Source organism: Xanthomonas sp. A1809, assembly GCF_017746015.1.
GTDB lineage: Bacteria > Pseudomonadota > Gammaproteobacteria > Xanthomonadales > Xanthomonadaceae > Xanthomonas > Xanthomonas euvesicatoria.
Map to the genome: position 1 here is coordinate 551,043 of NZ_JAGHWZ010000005.1, position 23,075 is coordinate 574,117.

22 protein-coding genes and 1 tRNA gene are annotated in these 23,075 nt (G+C 63.6%); 5 read left to right on the forward strand and 18 right to left on the reverse strand.

The features are described from left to right. Positions 1–193: 193 nt before the first annotated feature. Together queC and J7396_RS08715 are read left to right on the forward strand one after the other, a co-directional pair. Entirely contained in the window at positions 194–868 is a 675-nt protein-coding gene (gene queC, locus J7396_RS08710; protein WP_008578058.1) for a 7-cyano-7-deazaguanine synthase QueC, read from the forward strand. Between the two features lie 48 nt (positions 869–916). Continuing rightward, a tRNA-Lys gene (locus tag J7396_RS08715) sits at positions 917–992 on the forward strand. 250 nt (positions 993–1,242) lie between these two features. On the opposite strand, the gene queE is transcribed toward J7396_RS08715, so the two are convergent. The 15 genes from queE to J7396_RS08790 all read right to left on the reverse strand — a co-directional run bounded on the left by queE (position 1,243) and on the right by J7396_RS08790 (position 15,001). Then, complete coding sequence (queE, locus tag J7396_RS08720) at positions 1,243–1,926, reverse strand: 7-carboxy-7-deazaguanine synthase QueE (protein ID WP_008578060.1); 684 nt, start codon at positions 1,924–1,926, stop codon at positions 1,243–1,245. 41 nt (positions 1,927–1,967) lie between these two features. Continuing rightward, positions 1,968–2,786 (reverse strand): tol-pal system protein YbgF, encoded by an 819-nt coding sequence (gene ybgF, locus J7396_RS08725; protein WP_007971751.1) that lies wholly within the window; start codon positions 2,784–2,786, stop codon positions 1,968–1,970. Positions 2,787–2,792: 6 nt separating this feature from the next. After that, positions 2,793–3,311, reverse strand: coding sequence for a peptidoglycan-associated lipoprotein Pal (gene pal, locus J7396_RS08730; protein ID WP_003482562.1), 519 nt, complete (start codon positions 3,309–3,311; stop codon positions 2,793–2,795). 57 nt (positions 3,312–3,368) lie between these two features. Then, on the reverse strand, positions 3,369–4,688 hold the full coding sequence (tolB, locus tag J7396_RS08735) for a Tol-Pal system beta propeller repeat protein TolB (RefSeq protein WP_003482565.1): 1,320 nt from the start codon (positions 4,686–4,688) through the stop codon (positions 3,369–3,371). 188 nt (positions 4,689–4,876) lie between these two features. Then, positions 4,877–5,917, reverse strand: coding sequence for a cell envelope integrity protein TolA (tolA, locus tag J7396_RS08740; protein ID WP_008578062.1), 1,041 nt, complete (start codon positions 5,915–5,917; stop codon positions 4,877–4,879). Continuing rightward, entirely contained in the window at positions 5,907–6,356 is a 450-nt protein-coding gene (gene tolR, locus J7396_RS08745; RefSeq protein ID WP_005913652.1) for a protein TolR, read from the reverse strand. Before tolR ends, tolA begins: the two co-directional genes overlap by 11 nt. 157 nt (positions 6,357–6,513) lie before the next feature. Continuing rightward, on the reverse strand, positions 6,514–7,293 hold the full coding sequence (gene tolQ / locus J7396_RS08750) for a protein TolQ (RefSeq protein WP_008578063.1): 780 nt from the start codon (positions 7,291–7,293) through the stop codon (positions 6,514–6,516). Positions 7,294–7,304: 11 nt separating this feature from the next. Then, complete coding sequence (gene ybgC / locus J7396_RS08755) at positions 7,305–7,763, reverse strand: tol-pal system-associated acyl-CoA thioesterase (protein ID WP_008578064.1); 459 nt, start codon at positions 7,761–7,763, stop codon at positions 7,305–7,307. 52 nt (positions 7,764–7,815) lie between these two features. After that, on the reverse strand, positions 7,816–8,856 hold the full coding sequence (gene ruvB / locus J7396_RS08760) for a Holliday junction branch migration DNA helicase RuvB (RefSeq protein WP_008578065.1): 1,041 nt from the start codon (positions 8,854–8,856) through the stop codon (positions 7,816–7,818). A gap of 39 nt (positions 8,857–8,895) precedes the next feature. After that, positions 8,896–10,014: an SMI1/KNR4 family protein gene (locus J7396_RS08765; RefSeq protein ID WP_011348274.1), complete on the reverse strand. Its 1,119-nt coding sequence runs from the start codon at positions 10,012–10,014 to the stop codon at positions 8,896–8,898. 2 nt (positions 10,015–10,016) lie between these two features. Beyond that, the gene (locus J7396_RS08770) at positions 10,017–11,921 is read right to left on the reverse strand and encodes a potassium transporter Kup (protein WP_008578069.1); all 1,905 of its coding nucleotides are present in this window, start codon (positions 11,919–11,921) and stop codon (positions 10,017–10,019) included. 196 nt (positions 11,922–12,117) lie between these two features. Continuing rightward, a complete protein-coding gene (ruvA, locus tag J7396_RS08775) occupies positions 12,118–12,702 on the reverse strand; it encodes a Holliday junction branch migration protein RuvA (protein WP_008578070.1) in 585 nt (194 codons plus the stop codon). 157 nt (positions 12,703–12,859) lie between these two features. Continuing rightward, entirely contained in the window at positions 12,860–13,384 is a 525-nt protein-coding gene (gene ruvC, locus J7396_RS08780; RefSeq protein WP_057680643.1) for a crossover junction endodeoxyribonuclease RuvC, read from the reverse strand. A gap of 130 nt (positions 13,385–13,514) precedes the next feature. Then, positions 13,515–14,243, reverse strand: coding sequence for a YebC/PmpR family DNA-binding transcriptional regulator (locus J7396_RS08785; protein WP_008578072.1), 729 nt, complete (start codon positions 14,241–14,243; stop codon positions 13,515–13,517). A gap of 89 nt (positions 14,244–14,332) precedes the next feature. Further along, entirely contained in the window at positions 14,333–15,001 is a 669-nt protein-coding gene (locus J7396_RS08790) for an alpha/beta hydrolase (RefSeq protein WP_343124449.1), read from the reverse strand. Positions 15,002–15,230: 229 nt separating this feature from the next. Between J7396_RS08790 and J7396_RS08795 the strand changes: the two genes are divergently transcribed. Continuing rightward, positions 15,231–15,497 carry a transposase gene (locus J7396_RS08795; protein ID WP_033479515.1) on the forward strand — a complete coding sequence of 89 codons (267 nt, stop codon included), beginning with the start codon at positions 15,231–15,233 and terminating at the stop codon, positions 15,495–15,497. 272 nt (positions 15,498–15,769) lie between these two features. Beyond that, positions 15,770–15,970 carry a transposase gene (locus J7396_RS08800; protein WP_008578075.1) on the forward strand — a complete coding sequence of 67 codons (201 nt, stop codon included), beginning with the start codon at positions 15,770–15,772 and terminating at the stop codon, positions 15,968–15,970. 454 nt (positions 15,971–16,424) lie between these two features. Here the strand turns inward: J7396_RS08800 and J7396_RS08805 are convergent, their stop codons facing one another. The 3 genes from J7396_RS08805 to aspS form a co-directional block, all read right to left on the reverse strand. Next, a complete protein-coding gene (locus J7396_RS08805) occupies positions 16,425–18,611 on the reverse strand; it encodes a ricin-type beta-trefoil lectin domain protein (protein WP_074053374.1) in 2,187 nt (728 codons plus the stop codon). 456 nt (positions 18,612–19,067) lie between these two features. After that, complete coding sequence (locus tag J7396_RS08810; RefSeq protein WP_008578076.1) at positions 19,068–19,601, reverse strand: N-acetyltransferase; 534 nt, start codon at positions 19,599–19,601, stop codon at positions 19,068–19,070. A 470-nt stretch (positions 19,602–20,071) separates the two neighbouring features. Continuing rightward, a complete protein-coding gene (aspS, locus tag J7396_RS08815; protein WP_209261306.1) occupies positions 20,072–21,838 on the reverse strand; it encodes an aspartate--tRNA ligase in 1,767 nt (588 codons plus the stop codon). 157 nt (positions 21,839–21,995) lie between these two features. Between aspS and J7396_RS08820 the strand changes: the two genes are divergently transcribed. Further along, complete coding sequence (locus J7396_RS08820) at positions 21,996–22,763, forward strand: DUF3011 domain-containing protein (protein WP_209261307.1); 768 nt, start codon at positions 21,996–21,998, stop codon at positions 22,761–22,763. Positions 22,764–23,075 lie beyond the last annotated feature (312 nt).

Here is a 23,075-nt window from a genome sequence, read left to right on the forward strand (position 1 = left end):
CTCAACAAAAACGCGCGCCGTCGCCAGACAAAGCGGTTGCAATCGACCAACGCCGCAAGCGCATTCCACTGTTTCGTGCCTGCACCGGCCAATCCCGCGCCAACCGAAGCCGATCGAAGACCGGTTCCCGGTCGCCCTGCGCCATCGTCCCTGATAGCCTTCGGGCTTATTCCGCAGTGATCGCCGATTCGCCATGAAAAAAGCCGTTGTTCTGTTGTCCGGTGGCATGGATTCCGCCGCCGTCATCGCACTCGCGCAGGAGCAGGGCTTTGCCGTCTACGCGCTGAGCGTGCGCTATGGCCAACGCCATACGTCCGAACTGGACGCCGCAGCGCGCGTCGCTGCCGCGCAGGGCGTCGTTGCACACAAGGTGGTCGACGTGGACCTGCGCAGCATCGGCGGCTCGGCATTGACCGACGACATCGACGTCCCCGACGCTGGCGGCGACGGCATCCCCGTCACCTACGTGCCCGCGCGCAACACCATCATGCTGTCGCTGGCGCTCGGTTGGGCCGAGGTCGTCGGCGCCAACGACCTGTTCTGTGGCGTCAATGCGGTGGACTACTCCGGCTACCCCGATTGCCGTCCCGAGTTCGTGCGCGCTTTCGAGGTGCTGGCCAACTTGGCCACCAAGGCAGGCGTGGAAGGTGCAGGGCTGCGCGTGCACGCACCGCTGCAGTTCCTCAGCAAGGCCGACATCGTCCGTGAAGGGGTGCGCCTGGGTGTGGACTTCGGCCTCACCGTCTCCTGCTACCGCGCCGATGCCGATGGACGCGCCTGCGGCCACTGCGACGCCTGCCGCCTGCGCGCGGCCGGCTTTGCCGATGCCGGCGTTCCCGACCCCACGCACTACGCCATTTTGTCTTGACGCCCGCGTAGGGTAGAATGCGCACCCCGACGCAATGTCGGGGTCAGTGGGCCGTTAGCTCAGTCGGTAGAGCAGAAGACTTTTAATCTTTTGGTCGATGGTTCGAATCCATCACGGCCCACCATCTCCAGCAAGGCTTTCAGCGAACTTCATCGCTCCGCAGAAGGCATCCGCTCCGCAATTGCGCAGTATTCGCTCGCCCGTACGAGCGCGCGGACACCGGTGCGCCGTTACGCTAACGCATCACCGCATAGCGGCTTACAGGTCTTTGCCACGTTGCGGGATCGCCGGCTACCTGAGCAAATCAAAACACCGTCCGGACTTTTTGCCAGCGCAAGGCAGTCGCCTGATGCACTGCGCTACGCGCCTGATCCTCACCGCCCAGGCTCGTCGTTCCACAGCAGCTTGTGCAGCTGCATCTGGAAGCGCACCGGCAAGCGGTCTGCCACGATCCAGTCGGCCAATTGCCGCGGGCTCACCTCGCTTTTGCTGGGCGAAAACCACACCGTGCAGCGGCGATCCAGTGCATGCGCGGCGACGATCTCGCGCGACCATTCGTAGTCGGCGCGGCTGCAGATCACGAACTTGATCTGGTCGCGCGCGGTCAGCAGCGGCAGGTTTTCCCAGCGATTGCGTGCCTCCTCGCCGGATGCGGGCGTCTTGATGTCGACCACGCGCGAGACGCGCGGATCGACGGCAGACACGTCCAGCGCACCGGAGGTCTCCAACGAGACGTCGTAACCGGCGTCGCAGAGCTTCTCCAGCAGAACCAGGCAACGCTTCTGCGCCAACGGCTCGCCGCCGGTCACGCAGACATGGCGCACGCCGTGACTGGCGACTTCGGCAACGATTGCGTCAATGTCATGCCACTGCCCGCCATGGAACGCGTAGGCGGTGTCGCAGTACAGGCAGCGCAACGGGCAGCCGGTCAGGCGCACGAATACCGTAGGCCAGCCAGCTGCTTCGGCCTCGCCTTGCAAGGACAAAAAGATTTCGGTGATCTTCAATCGCGGCAATGGCGACTGGACGATCTCGCTGGGGACGGCGGCGGCATTCATGGGCAAAGTATGCGCCGTGCCGGCAGGCACGAACGCGAGGCTCAGCGCAGTTGCTGGCCGAGACGGATGGACTGCAGGCGCTCCTGCGCAACGCGTGCCGCGTCGGAGCCGGGGTACTGCGAAGCAACCTGCTGCAAGGTCTGCTGGGCCTCGTTGTTCTTGCCTTCGCCGTACTGCGACAGGCCAAGCTTCAACAAGCCGCCGGCGGCCTTGTCATGCGTGGGATAGCGGCTGACGAGATCACGGAACTGCGCCTCGGCAAGCTGGAAATTACGGGTGGCGTAATAGCTCTCGCCCAGCCAATACAAGGCATTGGGGGTATACACGCCGTTGGGATAGAGCTCCAGAAAGCTCAGGAACAGCTGCGACGCATCGTCGTACTTGCCGTTCTTCAATGCATCGAAGGCCACGTTGTAGGCCGTACGTTCGTCGTTGCTGACGGCCAGGGTGCCTGGGTCGCCATGGACGGTTGGCGGCTTCTCGGAAGTTGCCGCCGCTGCGGGCCGCGCGGCAGGTGCCGGGGCCGGGGTCACGCTGCCGGTCGCTGGGGGCAATGGCGGTGTTGCGCCACCTGCGCCTTCCAACCGGTTCAAGCGTCCATCCAGGTCCAGATATTGGTCCTTGGACTGCTGCTTGAGTTGCTCATTGTCGTGCTGCAGCTGTTCGACGGTCGACCGCAATGCCTGCAGGTCCGAACGCGCCTGCTGCAGCTGATTGAGGAGATCGTTGTTGGCCTGACTATTGGCCTGCTGCTGCTCGAGCACGGCCACACGATCAGCGAGACTGGCTCGCTGGGCGTATGCCGGCGCGGCGACCACGAGGGCCGCCGCGACGAACAGGGATGTCACTCGAAAGCGCATCGCTTCTTACTGAGCCGTGTACACGATTTCGACGCGGCGGTTCTGCGACCAGCAGGACTCGTTCGACTCGGTGCAGACCGGACGCTCTTCGCCGTAGCTGACGACGGTCAGCTGGCTGGCCGAGCCGCCGGCAGCCTGCAGCGAGGACGACACGGCATTGCCGCGACGCTCGCCCAGACCCATGTTGTACTCACGCGAACCACGCTCGTCCGCATTGCCCTGCAGGGTGATGCGCGAGGAAGGACGGTCACGCAGGTACTTGGCGTGGCAAGCCATGATGGCCTGGAATTCCGGCTTCAGGGAGTCCTGATCCAGATCGAAGTAAACAACGCGCTGACGCAGGCAGGCATCGGTATCCAGGTCGCCCGGGCCGTACAGGCCAGAGGTGGACGGGCCGGTGGGAACCGAGGAACCAGCGGTGGTATCGGTCGCAGGAGGCGGAGTTTCCTTCACCTTCTTCGAGCAACCAGCCAGCACAGCAACGGACAGCAGGGAGACAAGCAAGACGCGGGTGGACTTGTTCATGGGGTACCTATGGAGGCTCTGGGCCAATGAGTGGTTTAACGCAGCGAAATATTAACATTAATGCGCGGTTCGGTAAGGCCCCCATGCGGGTTCTCTCACATCGCCGTCGGCCAGCACCAGGCGCTGGCGGACCCGAGCGTCGGAGGAGACCGCGTACAGCACGCCACGGCCGCCTTCGCGTGCGGCGTACAACACCATACTGGCGTTAGGCGCAAAGCTCGGCGATTCGTCCAGCGACCCCGGCGACAGCGTGCTCCAGCTGGGCGAACCCAGGCTGCGGTCCATCATCGCGATGCGGTAGGTGTTGCCGCTGCCCTGAGCCACGGCAATCTTCTTGCCGTCGAACGACACGCTGGCGGTGGCGTTGTAGTTGCCCTGGAAGGTCACACGGTTGGCGCTGCCGCCGCTGGCTGCCACCTGATAGATCTGCGGACGCCCACCGCGATCGGAGGTGAAGTAGATGCTGCCGCCATCCGGTGCCCAGGTCGGCTCGGTGTCGATGCCGAAGTGGTTGGTGAGCTGGGTGAGCTGCTTGCTCCCCAGATCCATCACGTAAATTTCCGGGTTACCGCTGCGCGACAGCGCCAGCGCCAGGCGACGTCCGTCCGGCGAGAACGATGGTGCGCCGTTGATGCCACGGAAGCTGGACACCAGTTCGCGTGCACCGGTGGCGATGTCCTGCAGGTAGATCGACGAGTTGCCGCGCTCGAAGCTCACATATGCCAGCTTCTTGCCGTCCGGGCTCCAGTTGGGCGACAGCAGCGGCTCGGCCGAACGCACGATGGTCTGCGGGTTGTAGCCGTCCGAGTCGGCCACCATCAGCGCATAACGCATGGCGCCGCCCTTGCCGCTGGCGGTCACGTAGGCAATGCGGGTCCAGAAGGCACCGCGCACGCCTGTGATTTTCTCGTAGATGGCATCAGCCATCTGGTGCGAAACATCGCGCATTGCATTGGCACGCGCCGTCATCGCCAGGCCCAGCATGCGCTCGCCCTTGGCCACGTCGAACAACTCGTATTCGACCCGGTATGCGCCTTCGCCGGCGTCCATGACGCGGCCGACCACGATGTAGTTCTGCTTGAGGGTGCGCCAGGTCTGGAACTGCACCTCGGTGCCACGGGTCGGCTTTTCGACGATCTGCGCGGCCGGCAACGTGCGGAACTGCCCGGAACGATCCAGGTCGGCGCCGACCACGGCGGACACGTCGGTCTGCGGCGCGGTGCCCGAGCCCTGATACGGCATCGGAATGACAGCGATCGGCGTGGCAGACGCGCTACCGCCGACGATATCGATGGTGAGACCTTGCTGCTGCGCGAGTGCGCTCAGCGGCAACAACAGGGCGGTCAAGGCGGCTAGCCAGCGCAGCGGTTTTTTCATGGACGGCTCGGATCGGGCAGGAAAAGTGTGCAAGGGATAGCAATCAACGAGTGAACATACTCGCAATCGTGAATGAGTTGACGTGAAAACGGAGCGAGCGATGGTGTAACGACATGGACAGCCCCATGGGCGATCACGCGGGGTGGCACCAGGCTGCGGCGCCAGTGGCCGCCGCAGCCCGACAACGATTACTGATCCTGCGCAGTGAACACAAAGGTCAGGTTGCGCTGGAACACCGACTCGAACCCGCGGTAAGGCAATGGCTGGGCGCTCAACACGGCCGCTTCGATCGAACGCTGGCCAGCCTCGTCGTAGGGGCAGCCCGGCGCCACCTTGGCCTCCATCACGCTGCCGCCCGGCAACTGGCGGATGTTGATGGTGCATTTCTGGCCTGGCGGCACCGACGGCGGACGCACCCACTGCGCCAACACTTTCTGCTGAATCGCCGCGGCGTATTTGGCCGACAGGTCGGTACTGGTACCGCCCTGCCCTGCGGTCGGCTGCGCGCTGGTCGCCGCGGCCGCGGAGGCCTGCTGCGCACGTGCGGCGGCGACCTGGCGCAACTTCTGTTCGGCCAGCGCCATCTCCTTATCGGCTTGCGCGCGCTGACGACGGATATCGGCGATCTTCTTCTGGCGTTCGGCTTCTTCCGCCGCCTGCTGTGCGGCCGCCTGTTTCTTCTTGGCGTCGGCCTCTTCCTGCTGCTTGGCAAGGCGCAATTTCTGCTCGGCCTCTTCCTGGCGTTTCCGCTCGGTCAGGTCGATCTGCTCCTGGCGACGCTTGGCTTCCTGTTCCTGCTTGGCCTTTTCGGCGGAAATGGCCAGTGCATCCACGCGCTCCTGGTCGACCTTGTCGGGCTGGGCTATGCGCTCCTGTGCCTGCGCCTGCTGCGGCGTGGGCGCATCCTGCGGGCGCGGCTCGGGGATCGGCTGTGGCGGTGGCACGCTGTCTTCCGGCGCGGGTTCGGGCAACGGCGCAGGCGGGGGCGGCGTCTCGACCGGCGTGGCCTTCAATGCCTGGCGCGCAACCCGCGCCTCGGCAGCCGACACGTCCAGCGAGGCCTCCATGCTGGGGTCGCCGGCCGCGGGCTCCACCGAGCGTTCGGGCGACCACAGCCAGCCGGCGATAAACACCAGCGCGACCAGGACGTGCACGACCAATGCCAGGACGACCGGTCGAAACCAGCCGTCATCGCGCGCCGTCTGCGTGGGGAGTGCGTCAGCGTGCATCGCTGCCTGCGGTGCCGCCGGAGTCGGAAATCAGCCCCACTTTCTCGACCTTGGCCTGCTTGAGCACGTCGATGGCATCCATGATCTTCTGGTACGGCGCGGCGCGATCGCCGGCCACCACCACACGTGCGTCCTTGTCCTGCGCCACGATGGCAGCCAGCTGTGCCTGCAGCGCAGCCACGTCCATCGCCTGCGGCTTGCCCTTGGGCAGCTGCAGCGCCAATTTGCCATCGGCAGCGACCACCACCACGACCGGGTCCTGCTTGCTTTCCAGCGCCTTGGCGCGCGAGCTGGGCAGGCTGACGTCGGTACTCAGGGTCAGCAACGGTGCGGTGACCATGAAGATGATCAGCAGCACCAGCATCACGTCGATATACGGCACGACGTTGATGTCGGATTTGAGCTTGCGCTTCTTACGACGGGAAATACCGGAGATCATCGCGAAACGTTCCTAATTAGTCCTCGGCGCCGGCTGGCAGTGCGCTTGCACGGTGCCCCGAAAAGGGACACCTGCACGTGGCACTGCGCACCGACGCGACTGGCCCTGCCGGACACTTCCCGCGTCACGCCATGCGGGGGCATGCCGGCAGCGCGCATCACTCGTCCGCGCCGGCCTGGCGCTGCAGGATGGAGCTGAACTCGTCGGCGAAGGTCTCATAGCGCACCGACAGCCGTTCCACGCGGGTGGTGAAGCGGTTGTAGGCCCACACGGCCGGAATCGCCACGAACAGACCGATGGCGGTGGCGAACAACGCTTCGGAGATACCCGGCGCCACCGCGGCGATACCGGCCTGCTCGCCGCTGCTGACCATGTCGTGCATGGTCACCATGATGCCGAACACGGTGCCGACCAGGCCGACGTACGGCGCAGTGGAGCCGATGTTGGCCAGCAGTTCGAGGTTGCGCTCGAGCTGGTCGACTTCGCGCGTGAACGCGGTGCGCATGGCACGCTGCGCGCCTTCCAGCTGCACGCGCGCATCCAGACGGCGGCGGTCGCGTAGACGCGAGAACTCGCGGAAGCCGCTTTCGAACATCGATTCCAGACCGCCCACGGTGCGGTTGCGGTCGGTGGCCGAGGCGTACAGCTTGGCCAGGTCCGCACCGGACCAGAACCGGTTCTCGAACTCGTCGGCCTCGCGATTGGCCAGCTTGAACGCACGCGCCTTGCGGAAAATGATCACCCAGCTGATGAACGAGCCGATCAGCAGCAGCAACACGATGATCTTGACCGGGATACTGGCGCGCAGGATCAGGTCTACATAGTTGATGCTGCTGTTGTGCGCCACGCTGGCGGTCTGCGCCGCGGCAGCGGCGACGTCCTGCGGCAGTGCTTCCACTACCGTGTCCTGCAGGGCCAGGAGCAATGCAATCGACATCCGTTCGTTCCTCAGTAATCGGATTCTGGGGTTTCTAGAGCTTTCAACACGTCATACAGCGCATCGTCCATGCCACGCGGACGGAAGTCGCTGGTACCGAGCGCGGCAATACGCACCTCGGCGGTCAGCAGCACTTCGCCTTCGCGACGGACCGATTGCGCGAACAGCAGGCTGGCCCGTCTGCATCGCAGCAATACCGCCGACACTGACAGCGCGTCGTCGAGCCGGGCCGGCTTGAGGAAATCCAGTTGCATCGCGCGGACCGCAAACACCAGGTCGTGCTCCTGGCGCATACGCTCCTGCCCGTAGCCGAGCGCACGCATCCACTCCGTGCGCGCACGTTCCATGAAGGCCACGTAGCGCGCGTGGTAGACCACCCCGCCGGCGTCGGTATCTTCCCAGTAGACGCGTGTCGGCCAACTGAATACAGGCAGGGATTGGGGATTGGAGAATGGGGATTCGATGGTCATGGGCACGGAATTTCGGTCGTGACGGCCCAGGTTGGCGACCAGCAGAGCGTCGTCAAAACAGATCTCCCGGTTCGCCGATGCCCGGGGTGCGCTCGCGCGGCACCTTCAGGCCCAGATGCAGATAGGCCTTGGGCGTGACCATGCGGCCGCGCGCCGTGCGGATCAGAAAGCCCTGCTGGATCAGATACGGCTCGATGACGTCTTCCAGCGTGCCGCGCTCCTCCGACAACGAGGCGGCCAGCGATTCCACGCCGACCGGGCCGCCATCGAAGTGTTCGACGATGGTGCGCAACATGCGACGGTCGAGCTCGTCAAAGCCTTCCGGATCCACTTTCAGCATCTGCATGGCCGCCTGCGCCACCGGCAGATCGATATGCCCGGCCGCCTTGACCTGGGCGTAGTCGCGCACGCGACGCAGCAGCCGGTTGCCGATACGCGGGGTGCCGCGCGCGCGGCGTGCGATTTCCGCCGCGCCTTCGGGCGTGCAGTCGATGCCCAGGATGGCCGCCGAGCGAATCACGATGCGGGTCAATTCCTGCGGGGAATAGAATTCCAGCCGCTGCACGATGCCGAAGCGGTCGCGCAAGGGCGCGGTGAGCAGGCCGGCACGGGTGGTGGCACCGATCAGGGTGAACGGCGGCAGGTCGATCTTGATCGAGCGCGCGGCCGGGCCGTCGCCGATCATGATGTCGATCTGGAAATCTTCCATCGCCGGATACAGCACTTCTTCCACCACCGGCGAGAGGCGATGGATTTCGTCGATGAACAACACATCGTGCGGCTGCAGGTTGGTGAGCAACGCCGCCAGATCGCCGGCCTTTTCGATCACCGGGCCAGAGGTCACGCGCAGGCTCACGCCCAGCTCGTTGGCGATGACGTGACTCAGCGTGGTCTTGCCGAGCCCGGGCGGCCCGAAGATCAGCACATGATCCATCGCCTCGCCACGCGCCTTGGCCGCCTGGATGTAGATCTCCATCTGCTCGCGCACCGGCTGCTGACCGAGATAATCGGCCAGGCGCTTGGGACGAATGCTCGCATCGGCGGCGTCGTCTTCGCGGGTGGAGCTGCTGGCGATGATGCGCTGCTCAGTCATCCGGCCATCTTCTCATGCCGCGCGCGGATGGCCCAACATCTAGACATCAAGCTCGGCCTGGCGCAGCACTGCGAAGAAGGCATCGAAGCGCGCGGCGCGCCAGGTCGGCACCAGCCCTTCCCAGTTCTCGAAATAGACGACCTCCGGCTCGCATTGCGGGCCGCGCGCGCGGTAGTCCAGGCACAGCAGGCTATCGACGTTATGGCAAGACAGCACCAGCACCTGATCCAGGCCGGCGTGCAGGCAGGCCGCAGCGCGGAAGTCACTCCGGTCTTCGAAGGCATCGGCAAAATCCAGCACGCTGCGGATCTGCGCCAGCGGCGATAGATCGCGATCAACCAGCACGCATTCCCAATCCACGTAGTGATCGGACGGAAAACGGGTACGCGGCACCCAGCACCAGCCGGTATCGCCCCCGTCCTGGACACTGTAGAGACGCTTGAACAATGCCGGCAGGCGCACGCCCAGGCGTGCTTCGGCCTCAGCGAAGGCATCGGCGTCCGCTGCGGCTCCGCCGTCGTTCCGCCCATCGGCGCCGCTCCAGAACGTGGTCAATGCCGGCGGCTGCGGCTGCCACTGCACCACATCTGCGTCGTGCTTGGCCTGCAACGCGGGGGACCAATAGTGGACATCGACCAACTGCGCCAGCAGGTCCTCCACGTTGGCGAACACCGCCAACCGGCGCTTGTCGCCTGCATCGACGTAGACCAGTGTGGGCTCGGCACCGAATGCGGAGTAGTCCAGGCACAGCGCCCGGCTCGGCGAACGGTCATCGGCCGCGATGACGATCAGATGGCGATCATCGCCACCGGCAGCAAGCCCGGCAAACGCGTCGTCGCGGTACTCCTCGCGGGCACGCACTTGCGCAAAGGAAAACAGCTCCGCACTGCCGAGCAGGCGCGCGCGCGGGAACAGCCATTCGGCCTTGAGCCAGTTGTCCGGCTCCTCCAGGGACTGACCACGCGCCATCTGCACCGCGCCGCCGTCGTAGCGTGCGTACAACTCACGCAGCCAGGCCGGCAGGCGGACACCGAGCCGCGCTTGCGCCGCCGCGATCGCGGCCTCGGTGGCCGGCACGCGCCCGAGGTTGAGTGCGTCATCCCAGAAGGTGTCCAGGCTCGGTGAGCGCCCGTAGACCATCCACTTGAGCGCGGCCACGCTCAGATCTCCACTTGCGCGCCCAACTCCACCAGGCGGTTACCGGGGATGCGGAAGAATCCGGTGGCCGGGGCGGCATTGCGATGCATCAGGGCGAACAGCTTGTCGCGCCAGATCGGCATGCCGCGATTGGCGCTGGCCACGATGGTTTCGCGGCTGGCGAAATAGGTGGTGTCCATCGGATCGAAATAGATCCCGCCCTGATCGCAGGAGCGCATCAGCGCCAGCGGCACGTCCGGGGTCTCCATGAAACCGAAGCGCACATGCACGCGGTAGAACTCGTCGCCGATCGCGTCGATCTTGAGCCGTTTCCCGGCGGCCGCGTACGGCACCTGCAGGGTTTCCACGGTCAGGAACACGTTGCGCTCGTGCAGCACCTTGTTGTGCTTGAGGTTATGCATCAGCGCGTGCGGCACCACCATCGGGTCGGCGGTCAGGAACACGGCCGTGCCGGGCACGCGCACCGGCGGCGCCAGCATCAACCCGGGCAGGAAGGTGTCCAGCTTGATACCGTCCTTGCGGATCTCGTCGTGCAGCAGCTTGCGGCCGCGGCGCCAGGTACGCATCAGGGTGAACAGGATCAGACCCAGCAACAACGGGAACCAGGCGCCGTCCAGGAACTTGATGATGTTGGCGTAGAAGAACGCGCAGTCCACCGCCAGGAACACCAGCGCGAACAACCACAGCAGCGGCGCCGGCACGCGCGGATTGGCGCGCGCATAGATGATCATCAACACGGTGGTGATCAGCATGGTGCCGGTCACCGAAACGCCGTACGCGGTGGCCAACGAGGCCGAGTCGCCGAAACCGATCACGGCCACCGCCACCAGCGCCAGCAGGCACCAGTTCACCGCCGGCACATAGATCTGGCCGATGGTGGAGTGCGAGGTATGGCGAATGTGCATGCGCGGGATGTAGCCGAGCTGCATGGCCTGGCTGGCCACCGAATAGGCGCCGGTGATCAGCGCCTGCGAGGCAATCACCGTGGCTGCAGTGGCGAGCACGATCATGGGGTACAGCGCCCACTCGGGCACCGCCTCGTAGAACGGGTTGCTGACCGCGGCCGGATTGCGCAGCATCAGCGCGCCCTGCCCTAGGTAGGTCAAGGTCAGCATCGGCAGGACCACGAACTGCCACGAGCGGCGGATCGCCTTGGCGCCGAAATGGCCCATGTCCGCGTACAGCGCTTCGCCACCGGTCACTGCCAGCACCACTGCGCCCAGCACGAACACCGCATGCCAGTTGTGTTGCGCGAAGAAGCGCACGCCCCACCACGGATTCAGCGCATGCAGCACTTCCGGTGCGCGGGCCATGTTGTAGACGCCGATCGCGCCCAACGCGAAGAACCAGAGCAGCGTGATCGGCCCGAATGCCTTGCCGACACGTTCGGTACCGAAGCGCTGCGCCAGGAACAGCATGCCCAGTACCACCAAGGTGATCGGCACCACGAACGGCTCCAGCCTGGGCGCAGCCACCTCCAGGCCCTCCACCGCCGACAGCACCGAAATCGCCGGGGTGATGACGCCGTCGCCAAAGAACAGCGAGGCACCGAAGATGCCGAGGATGCCGACCACGTACATCGAGCGCGAACCGCCCGGCAGGGTGCGTTGCGCCAGCGCGGTCAGCGCCATGATGCCGCCCTCGCCGTCGTTGTCGGCGCGCATGATCACGGTGACGTACTTGAGCGTGACCACCAGCATCAGCGCCCAGAACACCAGCGACAGGATGCCCAGCACGGTGTCGTGGTCCGGGGTCAGCCCGTAGTGCGGCGAAAACGCTTCCTTGAGCGTATACAGCGGGCTGGTACCGATATCGCCGAAGACGACGCCGATCGCGCCGATGACCAGGGCGGTCTGGCTGTTGGCGGGCGCGTGGCTGGAGCCGGCTGATTTGGGGGTGTGGGACATGAGGTGGGCAGTTTTCGCCAGACAGCGTGAAGATGATGAGGGAGCCAGCACCTGTCGAAGGTGCCTGCACTGACGTCACAGACACCCAAGGTACGGGCTGGCCGCGGGCAAGGATGCGCAGTGTACGGGCCGCCCCTGTCGATGCCGAGTGCCGGCCGCGCCCGCTTTGCGGCCAGGCGAAGGTTCGTGGCCGCGCTCAGCGCAGCGCGGCTTGCAGTGCCTTGCGGATGACCGTGGCGACCTCGTCGCCTTCTGCACCGGCGTCGCGCGCCATGCGGGCGGCCTCGGCCGGCTTGTAGCCCAGCTGTTGCAAGGCCACTGTGGCTTCGGAAACGGCGTCGGGCCCCAACTGGCCGGTGATCGGGGCGCCGCTGCTGAAATCGGCCGCGCGGTCGCGCAGTTCCACCACCATGCGCTCGGCGGTCTTCTTGCCGATGCCGGGAATGCGCGTCAGCGCGGTGATGTCGCCACTGGTGATCAGGCGGGCGAACTCGTCCACGCTGACCCCGGACAACACCGCCAGCGCAATCTTGGCGCCGATACCGGTGACCTTCTGCACATCGCGGAACAACCGCCGCTCGCCTTCGCGCAGGAAACCGTACAGCGCGACGCTGTCTTCCTTCTGCGCGTAATGGGTGAACAGGATCACGTCGCGACCGACATCGGGCAGGTCGTAGAAGGTGCTCATCGGCGCCTCCAGCTCATACCCCACCCCACCCACGTCGATCACCAGCCACGGCGGCTGCTTGTAGGCCAGGATCCCGCGCAGACGGCCGATCATTGGGCACCGCCGTTGTGGTGCCGGGATTGGGGATTCGAGATTGGGGATTGGCGAACTCCCTCGCTGCCGTTGACGACGGCTGCGCACCGCCGAAGCGGTACAGCGCACGCGAACTCGCGGTTGCGAATCCCCAATCCCAAATCCCGAATCCCGATTGTCATTTCTTGCGGCTCCAGGCCTGTTGGGTATTGACGCCCAGGCGTTGCGCGGTGGCGCGCACGTGGGCGTGAGTGATGGCGACCGCCAATGCGTCGGCGGCGTCGGGCTGCAGCTTGCCTTTCAGGTTGAGCATGATGCCGACCATGTGCTGGACCTGCACCTTGTCCGCGCCGCCCTTGCCGACCAGCGCCAGCTTGACTTCGGTGGCAGCGTACTCGTGCACCGGCAGGTCGCGCATGACCACCGCGCAGATCGCCGCGCCGCGCGCGTGGCCGAGCTTGAGCGCCGAAGCGGCGCTCTTGCCCATGAACACCCTTTCGATCGCCACCTCATCCGGCCGGTAGGTCTCGATCAGCTCGCCCAGCCCCTGCAGCAGCCGCTTGAGCCGCTGGGAGAAATCACCCTCCCCCAGCAGCATCAGCGGCGCGTGGTGCACATGCCGGCTGCGACCGCCCTCGTCGATATCGATGATGCCGATGCCGGTGCGCTGCGAACCGGGATCGATGCCCAGGATGCGGGTCATTGAGCGGCCAGCAATTGGGAGTCGGGAATCGGGAATGGGTAAAGCGGCCTACTGGCGTGCTCGACATTGCCGAGCGATGCAGGATGCTGCTGTTTCGATTCCCGATTCTCCATTCCCGATTCCCGGCGCCTCAGGCGCCAAGCGCCGCTTGATCGACGTTCGAATACACGTCCTGTACGTCGTCCAGGTCTTCGAGCATGTCCAGCAGCTTGCGGACCTGCACGGCGGTCTCGCCGTCCACGGCGATGTCGTTGTCGGCGCGGAAGGTGATTTCGGCGTGCGCCGGTTCCAGCCCGGCAGCGACCAGGGCGTCCCTGACCTGGGCGAAGGCGTCCGGGGCGGTCAGCACATCGATGGCGCCGTCTTCCGGGTACACCACCACATCGTCGGCGCCGGCTTCGATGGCGGCATCGGTGAGGGTGTCCTCATCGATGCCGGCGGCGAAGCTCAGCACGCCCAGGCGCTTGAACATGAAGGCCACCGAGCCCTCGGTGCCCATGTTGCCGCCGCATTTGCTGAAGGCATGGCGCACGTCGGCCACGGTGCGCACGCGGTTGTCGGTCAGGCAGTCCACGATCACCGCCACGCCGCCGGGCGCGTAGCCCTCGTAGCGCACTTCTTCGTATTCCACCCCTTCCAGCTCGCCGGTGGACTTCTTGATGGCGCGCTCCATCACGTCCTTGGACATGTTCGACGACAGGCCCTTGTCCATGGCCGTCCGCAGCCGCGGATTATTGGACGGGTCGCCGCCGCCGGCGCGGGCCGCCACGCTGATCTCGCGGATGATCTTGGTAAACATCTTGCCGCGCTTGGCGTCGGAGGCGTTCTTGCGGCCTTCGATCGAGGGACCTCTACCCATGGGTGGTTCCAGACTGGCTTCAATGACAGGGCGCGGATTTTACCTGATTGCCCGCCCTCACCGGGGCAGCGACATCCGCCTGCGCATGTTCACCACTGGAAGCGGCCGGTGCGCAGAAAGGCCAGCGCCTGTGCGGCGGCCTCGGGCGAGCGCAACAGGCCGCTGTGGCTTGCCTGCACCACGCAATGATCGCGCAGCCCGGGCAGGCGGGTTTCGGCCAGCGCCACGGTGCCGTCCGAGCCGCCGTCGAGCGGGGCGAGCCAGCGGCCGATCCCACGTGCCACGTTGCCGGCCACCTGACCGATCTCGGCCTGGCCGTCCCAGCGCACAAAGCCCTGTTGCAAGATCGCGGCGCTGCGGCCCAGCGCCCATAGCCCGCCACGTTGCGCCAGCCCGCGCGCGGCGGCGCTGCCGCACAACGGCGAGCCCAGGCAGACCACGCGACGCACCGGCAGGTCGGGGGCATCCTGCAATGCCTGCAGGGCCATCAGCCCACCCAGGCTATGACAGATCACCAGCTGCGCGCGGCTGGCGCGCAGGCGTTCGATCAGACGCGGCACCGCATGCGCGGGGCCGCCGAGCACGCTGGCGTAACCGAACAGCGCAGGCGCCAGCCCGTAGGCACGCATCCGCCGCGCCAATGGCAGCAGCCAGTGCGCGGTGTTCCAGATGCCGTGCACCAGCAGCACGTCCGTGTGGCCGATTTCCTCCCCCCGGAAAGCGTCGCGCTCGTCCGAGGAGCTTGCTCTCGTCTGCATTGGAGCCCCTGGTTTGGGACCTAACACTTGGAGCCTATAGCTAACTAATCACTCACTTCCTCTACAGCTACCGCGCCTCGGCACATGAGCATGGCGCTCGAACTGTACTCACAGCAGGTATATCGCCCGCATTCCAACGACAGACTGGCCGGGTTGCCGGCAGTAGGGTTAAAGCGTCCTCGTTAATTGAATCCACTTGGAACTAGAGTTCCAACCCACGAAGCTCTGCGTGAATAAGTCCACGTTCATCGAAGAACAGATGGTTCGGAGCCTCGAAGAGGTCGAGGCCGTTGCAAAGGTCGGCGAGACCTGTCGCAAACATGGATCAGCGAGCCGACCTAATTACGTCCGGAAGTCCAAACTCGCCGGCATGGAGGTGTGGCAGTTGCGCCACTTGAAGGGCGTGGAAGCCGAGCTGGCCCGGATCAAGCGCATGTATGCCAAGCTGGCCTTGGATCATCACGCGCTAAAGGACGTCGTGTCGCGAGAAGATTGAGCCAACCTCGTCGACCACAATTTGGTCTGGCCATGCAAACCGCTCACGGCCTCAGTGCCCATCAAGCTAATCGGATGTCGCAGCTGTCCCGATCTGCACGGCATTACTATTGTCTGCACCAGCGCGACGATGGCCCGTTTTGGGTATTGCAGCGGCGAGCTGGGGCAAGATCCGTGCCTGGCGGTTCTACACTGCGCTAAAACTCAACCTTCTATGTAGCGGGAAAGCGACGGCTACCTTAGCGCATCCTCGCGGCACTAGAGATTCCGCAAGTGGTGAACCATACCTGGTCAGCAGACTTCATCTCCGACGCCCCTTGGGCTGGCAGTCGCCTCCCAAGCTTCAACATCAACGATGACCTCGACAGCGGATCGATGAAGATTGAAATCGACGCCAGCCTGCCCTCGGCACGAATCATCCGTGCACTGGACGAGTTGATCGAGTTGCGTGGTGCCCCACGGGAGTGCGCCTAGACAACGGCCGGACTTCATCAGCGCAGCACTCAGGCAGTGGGCACAGCAGCACGGCGTCCCCCTGATCCACATCCAGCCTGGTAAACCCAACCAGAACATCTAGATCGAACGCTACAGCCGCACCCTCCTTATTCGAGTGCTGGACCGCTTCGTGTTCATTATGCTCGAAGAGGTTGGGCGCATGGCAGAAGAATGGCGTCACCGATATACCATCAACGGCCACATCGATCACTCGTCGGCTTGGCGCCCATCCGCTTCGCAATGACACATTCACCACCTGCCTGTACTTCTGAGTGACTCAAACAAACGAAGACGCTTCACCTAGCATCAAATTACGAAGGCTCAATAACATATCAAGCTTACGGATACTGTCCTTGCCACCTGCAGGGCAAGGACAGCTTGAACGGCTACAGAATAGAGCTGGGCTGCCATTTGGGCGTTCTCTGCCCTCGTGTCAACTCGGCTGGACTTCCCACGTCTGATTGGCGTTGCCAATACAGTCCCACATCTGTACACGCGCTCCATTGGTGGTACCTCCAGCAGAATCGTCCAGGCACCTGTTGTTCAGGTCACTACGAATTTGCCCACGAATGCGCCATGTCTGTGCTTGAGTGCCGTTACAAGTAGCCATCACGATCGAGCGGCCATTTGCACCAAAATCTCCAGCTGCTTCCAAGCAGTTGCCGCCGTAGCCGATGATCGAGCCGTTCTTTCCAAGCGACCACTTTTGGTTCTTGTTGCCTGAGCAGTCCCAGATCTGCACAGGTGTACCGCTTGTAACCCCAGATCCTGCAACATCCAGACACCTGCCAGTGGAGACCTGGATTGCTCCAGTGGTTGGATTGAAGTTCCAAATTTGATTGGAGCCCCCGAGGTTGTCCCAAGTCTGCAGACGCGCCCCGTTTCCAGTGCCTCGATTGGCGACGTCAAGAACCTTGCCTCCGCTAGCAATGATTGACGACGTTCTGAAGTTCCAGCGTTGATTAGGAGAACTACTCAGCTGATAAAGCTGGAGCCGTGCGGCATTGTTGGAATTCCTTCCTTCGATATCCAGCACCTTGTCGGTGCCATTGCTTCGAAGAGAGCGACTCTGGCTCTGCCAATGCCATTTTTGCTGCCGCAGTCCATTGCAGCCCCAGACTTGAATGGGAGCCGTATCGGCAGTCCAGCCACCTGTCACATCTAAGCACTTTCCGGACGGACCGACGATTTGGCCAGGAGAACTTGAGTCGTCGAACGGGACCACAGTGGGGCGAAATTGAACAATATTGGGGATGGTCATCACAAACGCCGTGGCATTATCGGCTTGGCCAATCACGCCACATGACTGCCCATAGCACCCTTGGATAAAGGGCGACGAATACACATTGACTTCGCGCTGGCCGTTGATACTGTAAGCCATCAAGGTATGAAAGCTGCCTACGTCGCTGCGATGTCCATAGTTAAAGCCGGTCTCCTGTCCAGTTTCCCTCTGATGATATGAGCCAAGCAAATGCCCTAGTTCGTGCCCAAGTGTGGTCGGCGGGCAGTAGTAGTTTCCGTCTACGCCTTCAGAAACGACTGCATAGGCATAGCGCGAGTCAGTTTGCCCATTTACCCACGCTACACCACAGTTATTTTGGCTAACATCATTATAACGGCGAACTAACGCAACAAGGTCAGCACCGTAGTTTTCACGTATTTGGCGTATCGGACGGAACGCATCATTGGAGGCGCGAACCCAGGTAACCTCTTCCAGCGCCTGACTGTTATCATTGTTGTTTGTATAGGCAACCTCTATGGTTCCCACCAAGCGATATCGCGCCTGCACGTTTGCATTAGCGAAGGCTTGATTAGCAATCTCAACCAAATTTGTCATAACAGTGTCAATCACCGACTCTCCGCCTCGATAGGCTTTGTAATCAGGTGTGTAACCAAGAACGATGTCAATCGTGTTGGTCGATGTTGTGCCAGCTGCTGCGTTGACTTGGGCCAGACTGGTGTAATAAGGAATCGCACCAGCCCGGTTAGTCGACGTGCCTGCAGCAGCTCGCGGAGGCATAAGTGCATCGCTACGTTTGCTCGGAGTTGCTGCCTGCAATTGGACCTGAGACGCGGCCATCACATATGGTTGGCCGTTGATTGTAGATATCCGATAAACTTTGCCTCCGCTGCTACCGAGCGATCCGAACACCGCATTTTTGCCAAAAGTCACGATCGATTCCTCACCGATCTGTGCGCCAGGCAGGCGACCTACCCATGTCCAATTGCCATTTTTCCCCTCGACGTGGCGGACATAATCCATTTTCAAGCGACTGCCGTCTGGAGCGACAACTGTCATTTGGCCTTCTATAGTCGCTCGCAATGCATAGCTTTCACTGATACGAGCAGGGTAGAGGTCGAATGGACCTTCTTTGATCGGCGGTTTTTTTTCGTATGCAACCAGGGTACCGTTGTCTGGCGCGTCAAAGTAGGCCGACAAAGCCCTAGCCGAGCCAGAACCACTGATTTGGTCAACTGCACCAGCAGGAGATCCGGAACGCGCGATACCTTGGGCTTTTTGAGGCACAAAATGAGTTACGTCAACCTTTGCGGCGCCCGCATACCAAGCACCCGTCGCTACTGCGACGCATGATGCCAGTATGATGCTCTTCTTATACATTTCAGTAAATCTCCTTGTTTACTGCGGGTGCGCAGTGATTTTGTTGCGGATGGCCTGCCAACTTTCAACTTCATAGAACGCACATAGCCACTGGCTACACAAAGGCTAAGGCCTCACGTTTGGGGTGAGTCAACCTTTCGATGGTCAGCTAGCAAATAGTCCTTGCGATCTAGTCCTGAGGACTATTGCACTGCCCACCCACTAGGGTAGCGGCCTGAAGAATGAAATCTTTAGGGTTTCTTTAACTGCAAAAAGATGGAGAATCTGAGATCTGATACGGCAGCCACACCCAAATTAATTAAGCCGGAGACAATCCATGATAGAACTAAGTGTGTAAATTGTGATATGAATCAAATTCTGTGGCTTCTTTTAAGGGTAGACAGGGAGGGGATAGATCGTATTAAATTGCGCCAACTACCCCCAAATAAATTAACAACCTGCTCTTTTTTAGTAATCTCATTCAATAAATTTTGTTAGTTGCGCAAGCCGCCGCAGGATGTATTCGCGGTCGACGATCTTGCCCACCGGAAAAGCGTATTCGCCCACCTTTTCGAAGCCATAGCGGGCGTAAAAGCGTTGCGCGCCGAAATTCTCCGACCACACGCCGATCCACAAGGTGCGTGGGCCATCGCGCTCCAACCATTGCAGCGCAGTTTCGAACAATCGGCTGCCCCAGCCGCTGTTCTGATAGTCCTTCAGCAGATACAACCGCTTCAGCTCCCCATCGCCGGGACGCACCTGATCGTGCGGCAGCCCGCAGGGGCCGGCGGCCGCATGGCCGACCAGCAGGTTGTCCATCTCCAGCAGCCAGATCGCGTAATCCGGATGCGACAGCACGGTGCGCGCGCGCTCCACGGCATAGGTCTCTTCCAGAAAACCGCGCAGGTCCTCTTCCGGATACAGATGCCCGAAGGTTTCGGTAAAGGTCTGCGCGGCCAGAAGCGACAGCGCTTCGGCATCGTCCGGCGTGGCGCGGCGAATGCGGGTCATGCGGGCCCCTCTGGCAAGTCGACGCGGCAGCTTCTCGCATGCTGCGGCGTTGCTGCAAGTGGGGAATCGGGAATCGGGAATCGGGAATCGGGAGTGGGGAATGGGGAATGGGAATTGCCGAGCGCCCTGCGGGTCGGGCATCAGATGCGTCTGCCCGGCTGGTGGTCTTACCACCCAGAGGCCTGGTTGCCGCGTGCGTTGGAATTGCCGCGCGTATCGGAGCGGCATGCAAAAAACGCGCTGCGTCACCTGCTAGAGCTTGGGTGCAGTTGCTGACAAGCACTCAGGGTTACGGAAAGTCGCGGTGCGCGATTGCTTGGCAGTTAGTTACGCACGCCGCGCTGCGCGTGCAGCTGTTCGATACGCGCGTTGCGTCAGCGCAGATCGGCCAGCAACGCCTTGCGCCAGCTGCCCGCTGCGCATGAACAGCACGGCCACGCAATGGGCGTGGCCGTGTGTTCGATGACGGGTCAGACCTGCTTCGGGCGCACCTGCACGTGCACTTCGGCGAGCTGGTCGGCAGCGATCGGCGACGGGGCGTCGGTCATCAGATCCTGCGCGCCGGTGGTCTTGGGGAACGGGATCACGTCGCGGATGGACTCGGTACCGGCCATCAGCGCGGCGATGCGGTCGATACCGAAGGCAATGCCGCCGTGCGGCGGCGCGCCGTAGTTCAACGCATCCAGCAGGAAGCCGAACTTGGCGCGCGCTTCTTCGGCGCCGATGCCGAGCAGTTCGAACACGGCGCTCTGCATGTCCGGGCGGTGGATACGGATCGAGCCGCCGCCGATTTCGTTGCCGTTGAGCACCATGTCGTAACCGCGCGAGACCGCGGTGCGGGCGTTGGCGCGCAGGTCGGCAATATCGTCCACCGCCGGTGCGGTGAAGGGGTGATGCAACGCGACGTAACGCTGCGCCTCATCGTCCCATTCGAACATCGGGAAGTCGGTGACCCACAGCGGCGCCCAGCCGTCGGCGACCAGGTTGAAGTCCTTGCCGGCCTTCAGGCGCAGCGCGCCCATGAAGTCGGACACCTTGGTGTAGCCGCCGGCACCGAAGAACACGATGTCGCCATTGCCGGCGCCGACATGCTTGAGCAGCGCGGCGAAGGATTCTTCGCTGAAGAACTTGGCGATCGGCGAACTCACCTCGCCGGTCTCCGACAGCTTGATGTAGGCCAGCCCCTTGGCGCCGTATTTGGCGGCGTGCGCTGCGTATTCGTCGATCTGCTTGCGCGACAGGCTGGCGCCACCGGGAATGCGCAGCGCGGCAACGCGGCCATCGGCATCGTTGGCGGCAGCGGTGAACACCGGGAATTGGCTGGCCTTGACCAGCTCGGCCACGTCGACCAGTTCCAGCGCGATACGCAGGTCCGGCTTGTCCGACCCAAAGCGGCGCATCGCCTCGGCCCAGGTCATGCGTGGGAACTGCGCCGCCAGGTCGACATCCACCACTTCCTTGAAAATGGCGCGGATCATGTCTTCGACGAAATCCTGCACGTCGCGCTCGCGCACGAAGGCGAATTCCATGTCGAGCTGGGTGAATTCCAGCTGGCGGTCGGCACGCAGCGCTTCGTCGCGGAAGCAGCGCGCGATCTGGTAGTAACGGTCGAAGCCGGCCACCATCAGGATCTGCTTGAACAGCTGCGGGCTCTGCGGCAAGGCGTAGAACTCGCCCGGATGCATGCGCGCCGGCACCAGGAAGTCGCGTGCGCCTTCCGGGGTGGCCTTGGTCAGGATCGGGGTTTCGATGTCCTGGAAATCGCGCGCATCCAGATGCCGGCGCAGCGCCTGCACCAGCTTGATGCGAGTGCGCTGCATGCGCTGCATTTCCGGCCGGCGCAGGTCCAGGTAGCGGTACTTCAGGCGGGTTTCTTCGCCAGGGTTCTCGTGCGCGTGGAACGGCAGTGGCGCGGCCTTGTTGAGGATGCTGATGCGCGTGGCGATCACTTCCACCTTGCCGCTGCGCAGCTTGTCGTTGACCGCATGACGCGCGCGCACCACACCTTCCACCTGCAACACGTCCTCGTAGCCCAGGCTGGCGGCCACCTTGAACAGCTCTGCGCTGGCGTCGTCGCCGGCCACCGGCTCCACCGTCACCTGCACGATGCCTTCGTGGTCGCGCAGGTCGATGAAGCACACCCCGCCCAGGTTGCGGGCCACGTCGGTCCAGCCGGCGAGAGTGACGGTTTGGCCGATCAAGGTCTCGTCGACCAGGCCGCAGAAGTGGGTACGCATCGAAAGCTCCGCTGAAAACCCGACGCAGGACAGCGCCGGAAAGCCGGATATTCTGGGGCCGGCGAGCGGCAGGAGCAAATGCGCGGGCGCTCATGGGCGCTTAAGTCGGTGCCCGGCTGAATAGGCGCTACGCCCCTCCTGCACCAAGGACGACACGATGCTGCGCACTGCCCTGCTGCTCTCCGGCTTCGGCCTGATCACCCTGACCGGCGCATTTGCCAGCGTCACTGCCAGCGCCCAGGAGCGCGGCTGGAATGGTCCCAGCATCACCTGTTCCAGCAACGACAACCGCCGCCGCGAGTGCGATACGCCGTTCCGCGGCCGCGCGGTGCTGGTGGAAAACATCTCCGGCACGCGCTGCATCGAAGGCCGCAACTGGGGCAGCGAGCGCGGCCGGATCTGGGTGGACAATGGCTGTCGCGGCCGTTTCGTCGACGCCCGCAGCGGTGGCGGCTGGGGCGGCGGCTATGGCCCCGGCGGCGGTGGCGGGGTCGCTGGAACAGTGCGCTGCGAGAGCAACGATCAGCGCCAGAAAATCTGCGATACCGGCTGGCGCCGCGCCATGTTGGTGCGCCAACTCTCCAACACGCCCTGCGTGGAAGGCCGCAACTGGCGCCAGGAAGGCGGCCGGATCTGGGTGGACGACGGCTGCCGGGGCGAATTCGCGCAGGCCCGAGGTGGCGGTGGCTGGGACGGCGGCTATGGCGGCCGCGATGACCGCCCCGGCAACGACTATGCGATCACCTGCGCCAGCGACGACCGCCGCCTGCGCACCTGCGCCTGGGATGGCCGCTATGGCCGCCCGGTGCTGACCCGCCAGTTGTCGGACACCCGCTGTGAGGAAGGTCGCACCTGGGGCTACGACGATCGTCGCGCCACGGTGTGGGTCAACGACGGCTGCCGGGCGCGTTTCGAGGCGCGTTGATGCACTGGCCGCGCAGGCTGGCTGGGTGAGATAGGCCTGCGCGCGTCGGCGAGACACCGGCGCCAGCGTTCTGGACCACGGCGCGCATCCAGGCGGATGCGGCTGTCAACTTCAGTCGGGGCACTCCATAGAAGGGCGGCAAACCGCACGCGCAACGCGTGCGTCAGGGCCTTGCAGCCTCGCGGCTACCCGCCATGCTTCACCACAGTTTGCCGGGACTGCACGTGGCCGGCTGACGTGGATGTATCGACACCGGCCCGGCCAGCGAGATCGTCCACCGCGCATGCCGGGCGCTACCGGGGAACGCAGTCC

Coding starts and splice junctions, on each gene's coding strand:
- queC (WP_008578058.1), top strand. CDS start 194: ATGAAAAAAGCCGTTGTTCTGTTGTCCGGTGGCATGGATTCCGCCGCC.
- queE (WP_008578060.1), bottom strand. CDS start 1,926: ATGAATGCCGCCGCCGTCCCCAGCGAGATCGTCCAGTCGCCATTGCCG.
- ybgF (WP_007971751.1), bottom strand. CDS start 2,786: ATGCGCTTTCGAGTGACATCCCTGTTCGTCGCGGCGGCCCTCGTGGTC.
- pal (WP_003482562.1), bottom strand. CDS start 3,311: ATGAACAAGTCCACCCGCGTCTTGCTTGTCTCCCTGCTGTCCGTTGCT.
- tolB (WP_003482565.1), bottom strand. CDS start 4,688: ATGAAAAAACCGCTGCGCTGGCTAGCCGCCTTGACCGCCCTGTTGTTG.
- tolA (WP_008578062.1), bottom strand. CDS start 5,917: ATGCACGCTGACGCACTCCCCACGCAGACGGCGCGCGATGACGGCTGG.
- tolR (WP_005913652.1), bottom strand. CDS start 6,356: ATGATCTCCGGTATTTCCCGTCGTAAGAAGCGCAAGCTCAAATCCGAC.
- tolQ (WP_008578063.1), bottom strand. CDS start 7,293: ATGTCGATTGCATTGCTCCTGGCCCTGCAGGACACGGTAGTGGAAGCA.
- ybgC (WP_008578064.1), bottom strand. CDS start 7,763: ATGACCATCGAATCCCCATTCTCCAATCCCCAATCCCTGCCTGTATTC.
- ruvB (WP_008578065.1), bottom strand. CDS start 8,856: ATGACTGAGCAGCGCATCATCGCCAGCAGCTCCACCCGCGAAGACGAC.
- J7396_RS08770 (WP_008578069.1), bottom strand. CDS start 11,921: ATGTCCCACACCCCCAAATCAGCCGGCTCCAGCCACGCGCCCGCCAAC.
- ruvA (WP_008578070.1), bottom strand. CDS start 12,702: ATGATCGGCCGTCTGCGCGGGATCCTGGCCTACAAGCAGCCGCCGTGG.
- ruvC (WP_057680643.1), bottom strand. CDS start 13,384: ATGACCCGCATCCTGGGCATCGATCCCGGTTCGCAGCGCACCGGCATC.
- J7396_RS08785 (WP_008578072.1), bottom strand. CDS start 14,243: ATGGGTAGAGGTCCCTCGATCGAAGGCCGCAAGAACGCCTCCGACGCC.
- J7396_RS08790 (WP_343124449.1), bottom strand. CDS start 15,001: ATGCAGACGAGAGCAAGCTCCTCGGACGAGCGCGACGCTTTCCGGGGG.
- J7396_RS08805 (WP_074053374.1), bottom strand. CDS start 18,611: ATGTATAAGAAGAGCATCATACTGGCATCATGCGTCGCAGTAGCGACG.
- J7396_RS08810 (WP_008578076.1), bottom strand. CDS start 19,601: ATGACCCGCATTCGCCGCGCCACGCCGGACGATGCCGAAGCGCTGTCG.
- aspS (WP_209261306.1), bottom strand. CDS start 21,838: ATGCGTACCCACTTCTGCGGCCTGGTCGACGAGACCTTGATCGGCCAA.
- J7396_RS08820 (WP_209261307.1), top strand. CDS start 21,996: ATGCTGCGCACTGCCCTGCTGCTCTCCGGCTTCGGCCTGATCACCCTG.